Origin of the sequence: Pseudomonas palmensis (genome assembly GCF_017848315.1) — a bacterium.
Taxonomy (GTDB): domain Bacteria; phylum Pseudomonadota; class Gammaproteobacteria; order Pseudomonadales; family Pseudomonadaceae; genus Aquipseudomonas; species Aquipseudomonas palmensis.
This window is the reverse complement of record NZ_JAFKEC010000017.1, coordinates 45,057-61,803: the sequence shown is the minus strand read 5'-3', so window position 1 is coordinate 61,803 and position 16,747 is coordinate 45,057. Positions and strand designations below refer to the sequence as shown.

General features: G+C 62.9%; 15 protein-coding genes and 5 tRNA genes. 4 read left to right on the top strand and 16 right to left on the bottom strand.

The genetic code is table 11. The features are described 5' to 3' along the window. Positions 1 to 84: 84 nt before the first annotated feature. From JZZ72_RS12025 to gltX, 10 genes are all read right to left on the bottom strand, one after another. On the bottom strand, positions 85 to 528 hold the full coding sequence (locus JZZ72_RS12025) for an Hsp20 family protein (RefSeq protein WP_043862857.1): 444 nt from the start codon (positions 526 to 528) through the stop codon (positions 85 to 87). Positions 529 to 643: 115 nt separating this feature from the next. Beyond that, positions 644 to 1,603 carry a tRNA dihydrouridine synthase gene (locus JZZ72_RS12020; protein ID WP_054916655.1) on the bottom strand — a complete coding sequence of 320 codons (960 nt, stop codon included), beginning with the start codon at positions 1,601 to 1,603 and terminating at the stop codon, positions 644 to 646. 49 nt (positions 1,604 to 1,652) lie between these two features. Further along, entirely contained in the window at positions 1,653 to 2,090 is a 438-nt protein-coding gene (locus JZZ72_RS12015; RefSeq protein ID WP_043862859.1) for an acyl-CoA thioesterase, read from the bottom strand. A gap of 44 nt (positions 2,091 to 2,134) precedes the next feature. Beyond that, the gene (locus JZZ72_RS12010) at positions 2,135 to 2,968 is read right to left on the bottom strand and encodes an alpha/beta fold hydrolase (RefSeq protein WP_043862860.1); all 834 of its coding nucleotides are present in this window, start codon (positions 2,966 to 2,968) and stop codon (positions 2,135 to 2,137) included. A gap of 14 nt (positions 2,969 to 2,982) precedes the next feature. Continuing rightward, complete coding sequence (locus JZZ72_RS12005) at positions 2,983 to 3,522, bottom strand: TetR/AcrR family transcriptional regulator (protein ID WP_078479730.1); 540 nt, start codon at positions 3,520 to 3,522, stop codon at positions 2,983 to 2,985. Positions 3,523 to 3,683: 161 nt separating this feature from the next. Further along, positions 3,684 to 3,759: transfer RNA gene (locus tag JZZ72_RS12000), tRNA-Glu, on the bottom strand. A 44-nt stretch (positions 3,760 to 3,803) separates the two neighbouring features. Further along, positions 3,804 to 3,879 (bottom strand) — tRNA-Ala (locus JZZ72_RS11995). A 53-nt stretch (positions 3,880 to 3,932) separates the two neighbouring features. After that, positions 3,933 to 4,008: transfer RNA gene (locus JZZ72_RS11990), tRNA-Glu, on the bottom strand. A 78-nt stretch (positions 4,009 to 4,086) separates the two neighbouring features. Next, positions 4,087 to 4,162, bottom strand: a tRNA-Ala gene (locus JZZ72_RS11985). Positions 4,163 to 4,459: 297 nt separating this feature from the next. Further along, positions 4,460 to 5,941 carry a glutamate--tRNA ligase gene (gltX, locus tag JZZ72_RS11980; RefSeq protein ID WP_043862862.1) on the bottom strand — a complete coding sequence of 494 codons (1,482 nt, stop codon included), beginning with the start codon at positions 5,939 to 5,941 and terminating at the stop codon, positions 4,460 to 4,462. Between the two features lie 143 nt (positions 5,942 to 6,084). On the opposite strand from gltX, the gene JZZ72_RS11975 reads away from it, so the two are divergent. Both JZZ72_RS11975 and JZZ72_RS11970 read left to right on the top strand, forming a co-directional pair. Then, on the top strand, positions 6,085 to 7,125 hold the full coding sequence (locus JZZ72_RS11975) for an HlyD family secretion protein (protein WP_210014501.1): 1,041 nt from the start codon (positions 6,085 to 6,087) through the stop codon (positions 7,123 to 7,125). Between the two features lie 49 nt (positions 7,126 to 7,174). Beyond that, positions 7,175 to 8,665: an MDR family MFS transporter gene (locus JZZ72_RS11970; RefSeq protein ID WP_210014508.1), complete on the top strand. Its 1,491-nt coding sequence runs from the start codon at positions 7,175 to 7,177 to the stop codon at positions 8,663 to 8,665. Positions 8,666 to 8,768: 103 nt separating this feature from the next. On the opposite strand, the gene uvrB is transcribed toward JZZ72_RS11970, so the two are convergent. Next, positions 8,769 to 10,784, bottom strand: a complete 2,016-nt coding sequence (gene uvrB, locus JZZ72_RS11965) for an excinuclease ABC subunit UvrB (RefSeq protein WP_043862865.1) — start codon at positions 10,782 to 10,784, stop codon at positions 8,769 to 8,771. 294 nt (positions 10,785 to 11,078) lie between these two features. Between uvrB and JZZ72_RS11960 the strand changes: the two genes are divergently transcribed. Next, positions 11,079 to 12,275, top strand: coding sequence for an amino acid aminotransferase (locus JZZ72_RS11960; protein ID WP_078479732.1), 1,197 nt, complete (start codon positions 11,079 to 11,081; stop codon positions 12,273 to 12,275). 61 nt (positions 12,276 to 12,336) lie between these two features. Continuing rightward, positions 12,337 to 12,412 (top strand) — tRNA-Asn (locus JZZ72_RS11955). Positions 12,413 to 12,536: 124 nt separating this feature from the next. Here JZZ72_RS11955 and JZZ72_RS11950 read toward each other — a convergent pair. From JZZ72_RS11950 to JZZ72_RS11930, 5 genes are all read right to left on the bottom strand, one after another. After that, positions 12,537 to 13,097: a DUF1285 domain-containing protein gene (locus tag JZZ72_RS11950; RefSeq protein ID WP_043862867.1), complete on the bottom strand. Its 561-nt coding sequence runs from the start codon at positions 13,095 to 13,097 to the stop codon at positions 12,537 to 12,539. 10 nt (positions 13,098 to 13,107) lie between these two features. Then, the gene (locus tag JZZ72_RS11945; RefSeq protein ID WP_043862868.1) at positions 13,108 to 13,710 is read right to left on the bottom strand and encodes a DUF4823 domain-containing protein; all 603 of its coding nucleotides are present in this window, start codon (positions 13,708 to 13,710) and stop codon (positions 13,108 to 13,110) included. Between the two features lie 78 nt (positions 13,711 to 13,788). After that, positions 13,789 to 14,757 carry a GTP 3',8-cyclase MoaA gene (locus tag JZZ72_RS11940; RefSeq protein WP_043862869.1) on the bottom strand — a complete coding sequence of 323 codons (969 nt, stop codon included), beginning with the start codon at positions 14,755 to 14,757 and terminating at the stop codon, positions 13,789 to 13,791. Between the two features lie 105 nt (positions 14,758 to 14,862). Further along, positions 14,863 to 15,501, bottom strand: coding sequence for a TetR/AcrR family transcriptional regulator (locus tag JZZ72_RS11935; protein ID WP_054915804.1), 639 nt, complete (start codon positions 15,499 to 15,501; stop codon positions 14,863 to 14,865). 434 nt (positions 15,502 to 15,935) lie between these two features. After that, a complete protein-coding gene (locus tag JZZ72_RS11930) occupies positions 15,936 to 16,724 on the bottom strand; it encodes a TatD family hydrolase (protein ID WP_210014500.1) in 789 nt (262 codons plus the stop codon). Positions 16,725 to 16,747 lie beyond the last annotated feature (23 nt).

The window sequence follows — 16,747 nt, the reverse complement described above, 5'->3', positions numbered from 1 at the left end:
GCAAGGCTGGCTCCTGCAGTGAAGAGCCGCGGACCGGGCACAAAAAAGGGCACCCGAAGGTGCCCTCTTTCACTCAGCCCACACTCAGTTCAGCGCAGGTTTCTCGCCGTTGATCGGGATGCGCTTGGCCTTGGCTTCTTCAGGCACAACACGCAGCAGATCGACACTGAGCAGACCGTTGGCCAGGCCCGCCGACTTCACTTCGATGTGGTCAGCCAGGCGGAAGGACAACTTGAAGGCCCGCTGGGCGATGCCCTGGTGCAGGTAGGTGACGCTTTCACCACTGCTGTCACGCTTGCCGCCACTGACGGTCAGAACGCCTTTTTCCACTTGCAGGTCGAGGTCCTCTTCCTGGAAGCCAGCTGCAGCAACGACGATTCGGTAGTGGTCTTCGCCATGTTTTTCAACATTGTAGGGTGGGTAGGTGCTACCCGACTCGCTACGTGCCGCGGATTCGAACAGGTCGTTGAAACGGTCGAAGCCAACGGATTGACGGAACAGTGGAGCCAGAGAAAATGCGGTAGTCATGGTACATCTCCTGAAATATCAGCGAGTTGGTGATTGCGCGACCCGACTTCGGCATCGCGTACTCCCTAGATAAGGACCCGCCCTAACATTTCAAGCATCGACCACAAAAATTTTTTCAGGCCGCCTCGCTGACCGGAATACCCAGCAGCCGCGCCACGCGATCACAGTCGGTCTCGCGGCGCAGTTCGGTAAACAGTGCCGTGGCTTCGGGGTAGGTACGGGTCAGCATCGCCACCCACTGCTTCAGTCGCCCCGGTGCCTGACGCTCGGTCATCTGCTCCCGGGCCTGCACCCAGAAGTCCTGCAGCAGCGGTTGCAGTGCCTGCCAGTCCAGCGGCACGAACTCGATGCCCTGGCGCTCGGCGGCAATCTGCCGGGCCAGGTCCGGGCGCGACACCAGGCCGCGACCGAGCATGATGTCCTCCACGCCGCTGACCTCGCGGCAGCGGCGCCAGTCTTCCAGCGTCCACACCTCGCCGTTGGCGAACACCGGCACCTTCACCACCTCTTGCACCCGCGCCACGTACTCCCAGTGCGCCGGCGGCTTGTAGCCGTCGACCTTGGTGCGTGCGTGCACCACCAACTGGTCGGCACCGCCTTCGGCCAGGGCGCGGGCGCAGTCCAGCGCACCGTCCGGGCTGTCGAAGCCCAGGCGCATCTTGGCGGTGACCGGGATATGCGCAGGCACCGCCCGGCGCACTTCGCGCAGGATGGCATGCAGCAGCTCGGGCTCCTTGAGCAGCACCGCACCGCCGCGGGACTTGTTCACGGTCTTGGCCGGGCAACCGAAATTGAGGTCGATGACGGGGGCGCCCAGCTCGCAGGCCAGCACCGCGTTATCGGCCAGGCATGCCGGGTCGGAGCCCAGCAACTGCACACGCAAAGGCACGCCGGCGGCGGTTTGCGCACCGCGGCCAAGCTCCGGGGCCAGCTTCTCGTACACATGCGCCGGCAGCAACCGGTCGCACACGCGAATGAACTCGGTGACACACCAGTCGATGCCGCCCACCTGGGTCAGTACGTCGCGAAGGATGTTGTCGACCAGCCCCTCCATGGGGGCCAGGGCAATTTGCATGGCGTGGGTCTCGCGCGAAAAAGGCCGGCAGTCTAGCAAAAACCGTGGCTTATCGGGCTCCGGCCATCGCGGCGCCGTAGCCCTCGATGAATTCTGCCGGCATGCGCCTGGGCTTGCCGGTGGACAGCTCGATGCACACGAAGGTGGTCTGCGCCCGCAGCAAGGTGGTGCCGTCGCTTGGTCGCACCAGCTGGAAGTGACGGGTCATCTTCAGGCGCTGGTCCCAGTCGACGATCCAGGTGGCCAACTGCAGGATGTCGTCCTCATAGGCGCTGGCCAGATAGTCGATCTCGTGACGCACCACGGCCATGGCGCGGTCCAGGCGCCGGTACTCGGCCAGGTCCAGCCCCAGGCGCTGGGAATGACGCCAGGCGCAGCGCTCGAGCCAGGTGACGTACACCGCGTTGTTGGCGTGCCCCAGGCCGTCGATATCCTCGGCACCGACCTGCAGGTCGATGGTAAATGGCGTTGCCCGATCCCAGCTCATGCCCGCTCCCGATCTGTAGTGAACGGGCAGAGTGTAACGGATGCTCAGGCTGATTGGCGCACTGGCCGGGCACTGCGTTGCAGCAGCGCAAGCACGCCGTCGACCAGTTGCGGGTCGGACAGCACACGCATATGCCCGCCCTGGGGCAACAGCAGCAGCTGGCTGTCGAACCACGCCTGATGAATCAGCCGCGCCTCGCTGACGGCGACCAGCGGGTCGTCCTCGGCATGCACGATGAAACCGGGCAGTTCCAGCTGGTAGACGGCCACGTCCAGGCGCGAGATCGGCACCCCGACCTCTCGCTCCACCTGGCGAATGAAGGCTGCCCGCGCCCGCGCCGGCAACCCCAGGTGCCGCGCCATGCCGCGCAGCACCTCGAGCAGGCGCGCCGGCGCGGCGATGCTCACCGCCACCTCGGTACGCAGCCCCCACTGCAGGGCCAGCAGCGTACTGGCACCGCCCATGGAATGGCCGATCACCCCGTGCAATGGGCCCAGCTCACCGGCCGCCTCGAGCAAGGCGTGGGCGAACGACACCACGTTGGCCTTGTTTCCACGCGAGCGGCCGTGGGCCGGCCCTTCGAGCGCCACCGCACAATAGCCGGCGGCCACCAGGGCCTCGATCAGATGGGCGAACTGGGTGGGGCGCCCCTCCCAGCCGTGCATCAGCAGCACCGTGGGGCCTTGCCCCCAGCGCAGCGCACTCAGGCCAAAGCGCAGGGTAATGCGCTCGGCACGCGCCAGCAGCGGCAGTTCCCAGTCGCGTGGCGGCAAGGTGCGCGGGCTCATGAAGGCCTGGCGCATCTGCCCGGCCACCCGATTGGGTGCCAGGCGTCCAACAGTGGCGTTGATACCACGAATCCAGCTCAGGCTGTTCATCACGTCGCTCCAGATCAGATCACCGCGGACTTGGCGGCACGCAACACACGGTCGGACAATTCGCTGGTACCCAGCGCTCGCGCCAGGGCCAGGCCGCCGACCATCAGGGCCAGGTCGGCCAGCACTTTGTCGGCGTCTTCGGGGGTGTCGGCCAGGTTGGCCATCATCAACTCGATATGCTCGGTCAGCACCGCGCGAAAGGTCGCCGGCAACTGATTGATCTCGCCCAGAGAGCTGGGCAGCGGGCAGCCGCTGTCGACGGCATCGCGGTGTTTGCGCGACAGGTAGAAGGCCGCCACCAGGGCACGACGCGCCTCCCCGTCCAGCGACGCGTCGACCTGTGCCAGCAAGGCCCGGCGCTCGCCAAGTAACTGGCAAAAGGCTTCGAGCATCAGCGCATCCTTGTTCTCGAAATGCGCATAGAACCCACCCACGGTGAGCCCCGCAGCGCCCATCACCTGCTGCACACTGGGGTCGGCCGGGCCGTTAAGGATCAGCGCACTGCGCGCCGCATCCAAAATGCGCTGGCGGGTCTGGGCTTTTTTGTCGTGCATGGCAGGCCTCCAAATATTATGGATCTAATATTATGCTCATAATATTTATTGGCAAGCACTTTCTCCTGCGGCCCAAGGGCGAAAGAGATTTTTTCGAGGGAAAAAACAAAAGGCTCATTCAATAATCGAATGAGCCTTGAAATCCCGCAGAGCGGGTAAAATGGCGTCCCCTAGGGGACTCGAACCCCTGTTACCGCCGTGAAAGGGCGGTGTCCTAGGCCACTAGACGAAGGGGACTTGTAACCTTCGTGCAGGCTCGTTTTCACGAACCCTGGCAAAATTGGTGGAGCTAAGCGGGATCGAACCGCTGACCTCCTGCATGCCATGCAGGCGCTCTCCCAGCTGAGCTATAGCCCCAGATTTCTAGCCTCGCGGCCCAGCGATGTCTTGCAACATCACTTGTGTAAAACTGGCGTCCCCTAGGGGACTCGAACCCCTGTTACCGCCGTGAAAGGGCGGTGTCCTAGGCCACTAGACGAAGGGGACGAACCTTCTTACCACACAACCCGGCTGCTGGAACCCGGTTGAACCCTGAGTTGTATGACCAACTCCGGATAGGGAATTTGGTGGAGCTAAGCGGGATCGAACCGCTGACCTCCTGCATGCCATGCAGGCGCTCTCCCAGCTGAGCTATAGCCCCACAATGTCGCTTTGAACTGAATCGCTTGGCTGGGTGCTTCGCGCTTCGTTTCGTTCATCGCTGTGGACGGGGCGCATATTAAGATCGGATTGAAGACCTGTCAAATAAATTTTCAACAAAATCCAAAAGAAATTTCCGAGATAACAAACACTTACCGGCCTGGGTCAGGAGAGCCCCCGCAAACTCGGGGGTCTCGCCCTTGCAGGAGCCGGCCTTGCCGGCGAAACAGGCGCTGCGCAATACCGGGTACCGCAGCGCTTTGTTCGCCGGCAAGGCCGGCTCCTACGGGAAAAATGCTCAGGCAATGGTGCCCAACAGCTTTTCCCATTCCTTGTTTTCTTTCTTCGACACACCACCCAGCAGGTCCAGCGCCTGGCGCAGGCGGTAGCGGGTCAGGTCCGGCCCGAGGATCTCCATCGCATCGAGCACCGACACCGAGCTGGCCTGGCCGGAAATCGCGGCGAACATCAGCGGCATCGCGTCACGCAGCTTGAGCTCCAGCGCCTCGACCACCGCCTGGATGCAGCCGGTGATGCGATCCTTCTCCCACTGGCGCAGCCCCTCGAGCTTCCACAGGATCAGCTGGATCACCTGGCGTACCTGGTCGGCCGACAGTTTCTTGTGCTCGAACAGCTTGGCGTCGAGCTTGAGCGCACCTTCGAAGAAGAACCCACCCAGCGGCGCAATCTGGCTGAAGGTCTCTACCCTGCCCTGCACGTGCGGCGCGATCTTCATCATGTAGTCGCTGTTGAACGCCCATTTCTGCACGCGCGCGGCAAACTCTGCGACAGGCAGCTCACGCAGCCACTGGCCGTTGAGCCACGACAGCTTCTCGATGTCGAAGATCGGGCCGCCCAGCGACACACGCGACAGGTCGAAGTGCTCGACCATTTCGGCCAGCGAGAACTTCTCGCGCTCGTCCGGCATCGACCAACCCATGCGGCCCAGGTAGTTGAGCATGGCTTCGGGCATGAAGCCCATGCGCTCGTAGAAGGTCACCGAGGTCGGGTTCTTGCGCTTGGACAGCTTGCTCTTGTCGGGGTTGCGCAGCAGCGGCATGTAGCACAGGGTTGGCTGCTCCCAGCCGAAGTACTCGTACAGCTTGATCAGCTTGGGCGCCGAAGGCAGCCACTCTTCGCCACGCAATACGTGGGTGATGCCCATCAGGTGGTCATCGACCACGTTGGCCAGGAAGTAGGTCGGCAGGCCATCGGTTTTCATCAGTACCTGCATGTCCATGCGGTCCCACGGAATCTCGACGTCGCCGCGCAGCATGTCCGGTACCACGCACACGCCTTCGGTCGGCACTTTCATGCGGATCACATGGGGCTCGCCGGCGGCCAGGCGACGCTGCACTTCTTCAGGCGAGAGCAGCAAGGCGCGCCCGTCATAGCGCGGGGTTTCGCCGCGGGCCATCTGCTCGGCACGCATCTGGTCCAGTTCTTCGGCGGTACAGAAGCACGGGAAGGCATGGCCCAGATCGACCAGTTGCTGGGCGTACTGCTTGTAGATCTCGCCACGTTCGCTCTGGCGGTACGGGCCGTGCGGGCCGCCGACATCCGGGCCTTCGCTCCATTCGATACCCAGCCAGCGCAGGGCATCGAAGATCTGCTGCTCGGACTCGCGGGTGGAGCGCAGCTGATCGGTATCTTCGATACGCAGGATGAATTCGCCACCGTGCTGCTTGGCGAAGCAGTAGTTGAACAGGGCGATGTAGGCAGTGCCGACATGGGGATCGCCAGTCGGCGAAGGCGCGATACGCGTGCGAACGGTGGTCATGAGAGTCTCGAACAAGAGGTGAAACAAAGGCTGGATGTTAACAGCACGGGGCCACCCGGCTCCAGCAATGGGCACGATCGGCGCTTGTGTTTGCCAAGGCAAACCTTGTTAAATTTGCTTACATTTTTGGAACGATCGTACCCATGCCTGCCCAACTCAAGCGTCGCCTGCTGATTTTCCTGACCCTGGTTCTGCTCATCGGCCTGGGCTTTCTGGCCCACTGGTACTTCAAGGGGCGCTTCTACGAGAGCACCGACAACGCCTACGTGCAGGGCGAGATCACCCGGGTTTCCAGCCAGTTGGGTGCGCGCATCGAGCAGGTGCTGGTCGAGGACAACCAGCATGTGGCCAAGGGCGACCTGCTGGTGCGCCTGGAAGGCAACGACTTCCAGTTTGCCGTGGAGCGCGCCCGCGCCACCCTGGCCACCCGCGAGGCCGAGCGCCTGCAAGCCGACAGCCGCCTGACGCAGCAGGCGAGCCTGATCGCCGCCGGCCAGGCACAGGTGTCGGCCAACCAGGCCACACTTGGGCGTACCCAGCTGGACCTCAACCGTGCACAGGCGCTGCGCAAGCCAGGCTTTGTCTCGGAAGAACGGGTGACCACCCTGTCGGCCGAAAGCAACGTGGCACGCTCCCAGGTGAGCAAGGCCCAGGCCGACCTGCAGGGTCAACGCCAGCAGGTCAACGCACTGGCTGCCGAACTCAAGCGCCTGGACGCCCAGATCGCCACCGCCCGCACCGACCTGGCCCAGGCCGAGCTGAACCTGAGCCGCAGTGAAATTCGCGCGCCGATCAGCGGCATGATCGGCCAGCGCGCGGCACGCAACGGCCAGTACGTGCAGGCCGGCGCCTACCTGCTGTCGATCGTGCCCGATCAGGACATCTGGGTGCAGGCCAACTTCAAGGAAACCCAGATCGGCAAGATGCAGCCCGGCCAGCGTGCCGAGCTGGTGTTCGACAGCTACCCCGACACGCCGATCGAAGCCCGCGTCGACAGCCTGTTCGCCGCTTCCGGCGCGCAGTTCAGCCTGCTGCCACCCGACAACGCCACCGGCAACTTCACCAAGGTCGTGCAGCGCATCCCGGTCAAGCTGACCTTCGCCGCCGACAACCCGCTGCACGGCAAGATCCGCCCGGGCATGTCGGTGACCGCCACCGTCGATATCCGTACCGATGGCCGGTGATCAACTGATCCGTCCCGCCGGCGAACCCAGCCGGCGCGACTGGATCGCGGTGATGAGCGTGATGCTCGGCGCGTTCATGGCAGTGCTCGACATCCAGATCACCAACTCGTCGCTCAAGGACATCCAGGGCGCCCTGTCGGCGACCCTGGAAGAAGGCTCGTGGATCTCCACCTCCTACCTGGTGGCCGAGATCATCATGATCCCGCTGACCGCCTGGCTGGTGCAGCTGCTGTCGGCGCGGCGCCTGGCAGTGTGGGTATCGGCGGGTTTTCTGGTGTCGTCGCTGCTGTGCTCGATGGCCTGGAACCTGGAAAGCATGATCGTGTTCCGCGCCCTGCAGGGCTTTACCGGCGGCGCCCTGATCCCGCTGGCCTTCACCCTGACCCTGATCAAGCTGCCCGAGCATCACCGCGCCAAGGGCATGGCGATGTTCGCCATGACCGCCACCTTCGCCCCGTCCATCGGCCCTACCCTGGGCGGCTGGCTGACCGAGAACTGGGGCTGGGAATACATCTTCTACATCAACATCCCGCCCGGCCTGATCATGATCGGCGGCTTGCTGTACGGCCTGGAGAAGAAGGAAGCGCACTGGGAGCTGCTCAAAAGCACCGATTACACCGGCATCCTGACGCTGGGCGTCGGGCTTGGCTGCCTGCAGGTGTTTCTTGAGGAGGGGCATCGCAAGGACTGGCTCGAGTCGGGGCTGATCGTAACCCTGGGCAGCATTGCCCTGGTCAGCCTCATTACCTTCGTGATCGTGCAGTTCTCGAAACCCAACCCGCTGATCAACCTGCGCATCCTGCAGAACCGCAATTTCGGGTTGTCGAGCATTGCCAGCCTGGGCATGGGCGTGGGGTTGTACGGTTCGATCTACCTGCTGCCGCTGTACCTGGCGCAGATCCAGAACTACAACGCCCTGCAGATCGGCGAAGTGATCATGTGGATGGGGGTGCCGCAGCTGTTCCTGATCCCGCTGGTGCCGCAACTGATGAAGGTGATTTCGCCGAAGATCCTCTGCACCATCGGCTTCGGACTGTTCGGGCTGGCGAGTTTCAGCTCGGGGGTATTGAACCCGGACTTTGCCGGCACCCAGTTCAACCATATCCAGATCATCCGTGCGCTGGGGCAGCCGATGATCATGGTGACCATCTCGCTGATTGCCACGGCCTATATCCAGCCGCAGGACGCAGGCTCGGCGTCGAGCCTGTTCAACATCCTGCGCAACCTGGGCGGGGCCATCGGCATTGCGCTGCTGGCCACGCTGCTGGATGCGCGCACCAAGATGTATTTCGACTACCTGCGCGAGGCGGTGGTACCGACCAATGCCGCAGTCGCTGAGCGGCTGACCTTGCTGACCGAGAAGCTGGGCAGCGAAGGGGCAGCGCTGGCCAGGCTGAGCGAGATCACCCATCAGCAGGCGATGATCATGGCGTACAACGATGCCTTCCATTTTGTCGGCATCGGGCTGGCAATCAGCATGGTGGCGGTGCTGTTGACGAAGAAGCTGCCGCAGGGGTTGAAGGCGGGTGAGGCGCACTAGACCGCGTTGAAGTCTTCGCTGGCAAGCCCGCTCCCGCAGGTACTCCATTGCCCTTGGCGTCAATGTGATCCTGTGGGAGCGGGCTTGACCCGCGAAAGGCCCGTCAGACCGTGAGCAGTCGCTCACGCAACTGCGCGATCTCGTCGCGCATCTGCGCTGCAGCCTCGAACTCCAGGTCCCGCGCCAGCTGGTACATCTTCTCTTCCAGCGCCTTGATGCGCTTGGCGATCTCGCCAGGCGAACGCAACTCGGCCTCGTAACGCTCGCGCTCCTCGGCGGCCTTGGCCATGCCCTTGCGCTTCTTGCTGCGCGAGCCGGGCACGTTGGCGCCTTCCATGATGTCGGTGATGTCCTTGACCACGCCCTTGGGCACGATGCCGTTGGCCTCGTTGAAGGCCATCTGCTTGTCGCGGCGACGCTCGGTTTCGCCGATCGCCCGCTCCATCGAGCCAGTCATGTTGTCGGCGTACAGGATCGCGCGGCCGTTGAGGTTGCGCGCCGCGCGCCCGATGGTCTGGATCAGCGAGCGCTCCGAACGCAGGAAGCCCTCCTTGTCCGCATCCAGAATCGCCACCAGCGAGACCTCGGGCATGTCCAGGCCCTCGCGCAGCAGGTTGATACCCACCAGCACATCGAAGGTGCCCAGGCGCAGGTCGCGGATGATCTCGACTCGCTCAACGGTATCGATGTCCGAGTGCAGGTAGCGCACCCGCACATCGTGATCGGCCAGGTAGTCGCTGAGGTCTTCGGCCATGCGCTTGGTCAGGGTAGTGACCAGCACCCGCTCCTCCACCGCCACACGCTTGCGAATCTCCGACAGCAGGTCATCCACCTGGGTCGTGGCCGGACGCACCTCCACCTGGGGGTCGACCAGACCGGTCGGGCGCACCACCTGCTCCACCACACGGCCGGCGTGCTCGGCCTCGTAGTTGCCCGGCGTGGCCGAGACGAAGATGGTCTGCGGGCTGACCGACTCCCATTCGTCAAAGCGCATGGGCCGGTTGTCCAACGCCGAAGGCAGGCGAAAGCCGTACTCCACCAGGGTTTCCTTGCGCGAGCGGTCCCCCTTGTACATGGCCCCCACCTGCGGAACGCTGACGTGGGATTCGTCGATCACCAGCAACGCATCCGGCGGCAGGTAGTCGTACAGGGTCGGCGGCGGCGCGCCGGCCGGACGCCCGGACAGGTAGCGCGAGTAGTTTTCGATGCCGTTGCAGTAGCCCAGCTCCAGGATCATCTCCAGGTCGAACCGGGTGCGCTGCTCCAGGCGCTGGGCCTCGACCAGCTTGTTGTGCTTGTGCAGGTACTCCAGGCGTTCCTTGAGCTCCGCCTTGATCCCGTCCATGGCCTCCAGCAGGGTTTCACGCGGGGTCACGTAGTGGCTCTTGGGGTAGAAGGTGAAGCGCGGCAGCTTGCGGATCACCTCGCCGGTCAGCGGGTCGAAGGCCGCGATGTTCTCCACCTCGTCATCGAACAGCTCGATGCGGATGGCCTCCAGGTCCGATTCGGCCGGGAAGATGTCGATCACGTCGCCGCGCACACGGAAGGTGGCGCGGGCAAAGTCCATGTCGTTGCGGGTGTACTGCAGGTCGGCCAGACGGCGCAGCAAGGCCCGCTGGTCGAGCTTGTCGCCACGGTCCACGTGCAGCACCATCTTCAGGTAGGTTTCCGGGCTGCCCAGACCATAGATGCACGACACCGTGGTGACGATGATCGCGTCACGCCGCTCCAGCAGCGCCTTGGTCGCCGACAGGCGCATCTGCTCGATATGGTCGTTGATCGAGGCGTCCTTCTCGATGAAGGTATCGGAGGACGGCACGTAGGCTTCGGGCTGGTAGTAGTCGTAGTAGGAAACGAAATACTCCACCGCGTTGTTCGGGAAGAATGACTTGAACTCGCCATACAACTGGGCGGCCAGGGTCTTGTTCGGCGCCAGTACCAGGGTCGGGCGCTGCACCTGGGCAATCACGTTGGCGATGCTGAAGGTCTTGCCCGAACCCGTCACCCCGAGCAGGGTCTGGTGCGCCAGCCCGGCCTCGATCCCCTCGACCATCAGGCGAATGGCTTCGGGCTGATCACCCGCCGGCTGGAAACGGGTGACGAGTTGAAACTCGGACATGGTGAACCCCTGGAAATGAACGGATACAGGCAACTGTATTTATAGACAGTACTTATACCCAATTGGTGGTGCCCGGCGCCAGTTTCAAGGCAAACCACGGCCTGTTTCACAGTATTGACCGGCGCAAGCGACTGACGGTCGAAAAATATTCGCGAAAACAGCAGTAAAAGCTGCGACAGACTGTCGCCGTGACCGATGGGTATCACTATACTGACTCCCCGTTTGTGCACCGCTTCAGTGCATTCGGCTGGAGCGTGCGACCTCTATCACTCTCCATTCAGAGCCAAGGTAAAAATGAGCCTGTTTTCCGCTGTCGAGCTGGCACCCCGCGACCCTATCCTGGGCCTCAACGAAGCGTTCAATGCCGATACCCGCACCCACAAGGTGAACCTGGGCGTTGGTGTTTACTGCAACGAAGAAGGGCGTATCCCACTGCTGCGTGCAGTCATCGAAGCCGAAACCCAACGCGCCGCCCAGCACGCCTCCCGCGGCTACCTGCCGATCGACGGCATCGTGGCCTACGACCAGGCCGTGCAGAAGCTGCTGTTCGGTGCCGATTCGCCCCTGCTGGCCGCCGGCCGTGTGGTCACCACCCAGTCCGTCGGTGGTACCGGCGCCTTGAAGATCGGCGCTGACTTCCTCAAGCAGCTGTCGCCCAATGCCACTGTCGCAATCAGCGACCCGAGCTGGGAAAACCACCGCGCCCTGTTCGAAACCGCCGGTTTCCCGGTCAAGAACTACCGCTACTACGACGCCGCCACCCATGACGTCAACCGTGCCGGCATGCTCGAGGACCTCAACGCGCTGCCGGCCGGCTCGATCGTGGTACTGCACGCCTGCTGCCACAACCCGACCGGCGTCGACCTGACCCCGGCCGACTGGAACAACGTGCTCGAGGTGGTCAAGGCCAAGGGTCACATCCCGTTCCTGGACATGGCCTACCAGGGCTTTGGCCAGGGCATCGCCGAAGACGCCGCTGCCGTGCGCCTGTTCGCCGAATCGGGCCTGGACTTCTTCGTCTCCAGCTCGTTCTCCAAGTCGTTTTCGCTGTACGGCGAGCGCGTCGGCGCCCTGTCGATCGTCACCGAGTCCAAGGAAGAGGCCACTCGCGTGCTGTCGCAGGTCAAGCGCGTGATCCGCACCAACTACTCCAACCCGCCGACCCACGGCGCCACCATTGTCGCCACCGTGCTCAACAGCCCCGAGCTGCGCGCAATGTGGGAAGCGGAACTGGCCGAGATGCGCCAGCGCATCCACGGCATGCGCAAGCAGATGGTCGAGCTGCTGGCCCAGTACGGCGCACAGCAGGACTTCAGCTTCGTCGGGCGCCAGTGCGGCATGTTCTCCTACTCGGGCCTGACCGTCGAGCAGGTGGCACGCCTGAAGGACGAGCATGCGATCTATGCTCTGGATACCGGTCGTATCTGCGTCGCCTCGTTGAACCAGAACAACATTCACGTGGTGACCAAGGCGATCGTCGAGGTCCTGTAACACCTGATTGCTCAGGGGGAGCTTGACTTCCCCTTAGCAATCAGTAAGATACGCCCCAGATTCCGCGATAGCTCAGTCGGTAGAGCAAATGACTGTTAATCATTGGGTCCCAGGTTCGAGTCCTGGTCGCGGAGCCAAACACCATTTCAGAGCGTGCTTGCACAGCCTCTGAAATACTCGAAAAACCCGCCTTTTGGCGGGTTTTTTCGTTTTTGTCTTCAGCCCGGACCAGGGCTGCCTGGCGATAAAGGCTGCGACAGGCTATTGCTGCCCGATTGGAAAGAACTGCCCCGCACTCCATACGCCCAGCCATGGCTGCCCATCGATGTCGCGCGTTACAGCCAGCTCTACCAGCTGGTAAAACACGCTGCGATGGATCAGCGCCTCGAGGTTGTTGCGCATGTGCACGTAAGGCGAAGGCTCCTGTGTCAGCGGGTCGATCACGAAACGCAGCGGGTGCTCGGGCCCGGCCTCGACCACATCCTCCACATTACTGGTGAAGCGCAGCACCTGCTGCTCACCACTGCCCTGCACGTCCATGAGCACCGCCACGAACGGCGCATCATCGACCTGGATTCCGACCTTTTCCACAGGCGTGACCAGGAAGTAGTCATCCCCGTCGCGACGGATGATGGTGGAGAACAGACGCACCATCGGCTTGCGACCAATCGGGGTGCCCAGGTAGTACCAGGTACCGTCGCGGGCGATTCGCATGTCGATGTCGCCGCAGAAGTCCGGATTCCACAGGTGGACCGGCGCCGGACCTTTGCCGACCTTCGGGAGTTGCGCCAACAGGTCATTGGCCTTGCCGGTATCCACCATCATCTGCTCCTCAGCGGCTCATGCCCAACAAACTGCGAGCGTAATCCTCAAGCGGTGCCGCAATCAAATCCTGCGGCTGATTGTCGTGGAACGTCAGCAAACCGCCACGGCTGCGGATGCTCACGGTATCGATCAGATAGCGGGTACTGGTTTCGATCAGCATCAGCTGAATTCTTCCGGTGTCGACACCCAGGCGGTCCACCGCCTGCTCGTCGTACCACTCGTCACCATTGCCGATACGGTTGTCGGCCTTGGCAAAACGCGCATACAGCAGGTAATGCGCGCCCACGTCGCGCGCCTGGGACAAGGCATCCTCCAGCCCCAGCGGACCCTCGGCACGTCGCACCAGCGGGAAGTACTCGACAAAGGCCTTGAAGGCTTCCTCGGCCACCACGTTGGGCCGCGGATAGGCATTGCCCGGCGGCACGAACACGCCCTGACCGATGAAGACGAACGAGTCGGGCTGCAGGCGCACCGACAACGAACGGCGGGTTTCGCTATGGTCGAGCAGGCCGGCGTCGCTCATGTGGTAGCGCACACCTTCGCCCATATCGCTCACATTCATGCAGCCACCCAGCGCCATCAGCGCCAGCAGCAGAACCAGGCTACGCATCTTTCCTCCAGAAGCCGGTGACGGAAAACCGGCGAACAGCCGCCAGATGCAGGTTTTGCGCCAGCTGGAGGGTATGGCTCAACCGCCGATGATCTTCATCACCGTGGCACCGCCTGAAAATGCCACGGCCTGCTTGTCGCCCAGGGCCTTCATCAACATGCCCTGCAAGGCCGGCAACGCCTGGTGGCGCGGCTTGTCGAGCAGGTCACCGATGAAATGCCGGTTGCTCGACGACAGGCAGCCATGCAGCCACCCGGTAGAAGACAGACGCAGGCGCGAGCAGGTTCGGCAGAACGGCACGCTTTCGTTGGCGATCACGCCGAAGTGGCCTTGCCCCGGCACCCGGTAGCGCAATGCAGTGGCGTCCACTGGCGCATCGGCCTGGGCGTACTCGTGATGCTCGCCGATCAGTTGCAGCAACTGCTCCAGGCTCACGAACTGCTGCAGGAAAGCGTTGTGGTCACTGGCCAGGTGCCCCATGCGCATCAGTTCGATAAAGCGCAGTTCATAGCCACGGGCCAGGCAGTAGTCGAGCAGCGGCAGCACCTGATCGAGGTTGCGCCCGCGCAGTGGCACCATGTTCACCTTGATCTTCATGCCGGCGTCGCTGGCCTTGTGCATGCCATCGAGCACGCTGGCCAGATCCCCGCCACGGGAGATCCCGCGGAAGGCATCGGCGTCGAGGGTATCAAGGGAGACATTCAGGCGCCGGATGCCGGCATCCAGCAGCAATGGCAGCTTGCGCGCGAGCAACTGGCCATTGGTGGTCAGGGCGATGTCATCGAGGCCGAGCACCGACACGCCAGCCAGGAAGGCTTCGAGCTTGGGACTGACCAGGGGTTCGCCACCGGTGATACGCAGGCGCTCGATACCGGCAGCTTCGATCAGCCAGGCCACCCCACGCACCATGGCCTGGGCCGAGAGCTCATCCTGCGCTGCGACCAGACGCTTGCCGTCCGGCACGCAATAGGTGCAGGCATAGTTGCACGCCGCGGTGAGGCTGACGCGCAGGTTGCGAAAACGTCTGCCTTGACGGTCGACGATCATGGAGCACTCCGGCAAGTGTGAATCGGGCCTGCAAAACCTGACTCAGAAATCAGTTTTTTGCAAGCCTCTTACCTGAGTATATGCCTGCACGGCGCCAGCGAGCATTCAGCTGCCAGATGGCTCCGGGTCGCGCTTGCGCTTGTTGCCCATGCGCACGCCAATGTCCATGAGGAACTGGAAGAAGCCTTCCTGGTCCTCCAGCACATTGCTCCAGAACGGCGAGTGATACAGTGCCACCGCGCCATGCACCAGGGCCCAGGCTGCGCAGTAGTGGAAATACGGCGGCACGTCCTCGAGCTTGCCCTCGGTGATGCGACCCTTGATCAGCAGGGTCAGGCGCTCGAAGTTGGAGGCACGGATCTTGTGCAGCTCCTCGACCATTTCCGGCACCTGGTTGCCTTTGACCACCTTCTCTTCGAGGCGGTCGAACAGGCGGTAGCGCTGCGGGTCGCGCATGCGGAATTCGAAGTAGGCACGCGACAGGGCCTCCTTGTCGCGATCCACATCGGCAGAGTGCAGCAGTTCGTTCAAATCGCGCTCGTAGTCGAGCATCAGGCGCAGGTAGATCTCCGCCTTGGACTTGAAGTGCTTGTAGATCGTGCCTTTGCCGATACCCACGGCGTCAGCGATCATCTCGACGGTGACACTGTCTTCACCCTGTTCGAGAAACAGCTTGAGCGCGGTATCGAGAATCTCTTGCTCTCGGCGACGAAACTCACGGACCTTACGAGGTTCTTTCTGCATAAGAAGGACTGGATCAAAATCGAAGCCCGTTATTATGCCTAACTTGCGCAAAAATGCACGGATCATCCGCGCATGCCTATGTTTCTTGATGAGTTTGAACAGGCCGGCGACCCGGTTGCCCGAAGCGGACCTCCCCTTCCCCCTGCCCCAGACGTGCAATCCAGGCGGTCAGGCGCACGGCAGAGCAATGCGTGCTCAGCAGGGCCGCACGTATTCCAAATCTGTTTAAAAAACGCTCAACCCTTGGTGGAATCGCGGCGAACCTGACCAATACTTGAGGTGTTGGCGCGACGCATCCCCCCAAGTGACGCGCCGATAAGGGTGAACACGGACCGCTCGCCTTTGTTTTACTCCTAATGGTCTTAACCCGGATTCCCCCCCAGAACCCGGGTTTTTTTTGCCCGCGCGACCGCCACGGCGCCCGCGCAGCGGGGTCAGGCCACCCGCACCCGTGCCAGGGGGAACAGACGCCTGAAGTTCTCGGTGGTCTGTTGCGCCAGCTGCTCGTAACGCTCCCCCCGCACCAACGCGATGAACTCCGCCACGTCACGCACATACTCCGGCAAGTTCGGCTTGCCGCGGTGCGGAATCGGCGCCAGGTACGGTGAGTCGGTCTCTACCAGCAAACGATCTGCCGGCACCTGCCGCGCCACATCACGCAACGCGTCGGCATTGCGGAACGTGACAATCCCCGACAACGAAATGTAATACCCCAGGTCCAGCGCTGCCTTGGCCATCTCCCAGTCTTCGGTGAAGCAGTGCAGCACGCCTGCCTGCGGCAATGCCGCCTCGCGCAGCAGGGTCAGGGTATCGGCGCGCGCCGCACGGGTGTGGATGACCACCGGCTTGCCGGTGAGCCTGGCCGCCTCCAGGTGCAGGCGAAACGACGCCTGTTGCAACTGTGCAGCCTCGGGCTCGTAGTGATAGTCCAGCCCGGTCTCACCAATGGCCACCACCTCGGGGTGGTTCAGTTCGCCGAGCAGCCAGTCCAGCGCCGGCGCTTCGCCTGGCGCCAGGTCCAGCGGGTGGATGCCGACCGAGCAGTCCACATCAGGGTAGCGCGCTGCCAGCGCCCTGACCTTGGCCGCATTGTCGGCACTTACGCCGATGCACAGGAAATGCCCGACACCCCGTGCCCGCGCGGCATCCAGCGCGGCATCCAGGGAGCCACCATGGGCGGCGAGGTCGAGACGGTCGAGGTGGCAATGGGAATCTACAAGCATGGGCGTAATGACAACACTGAAAA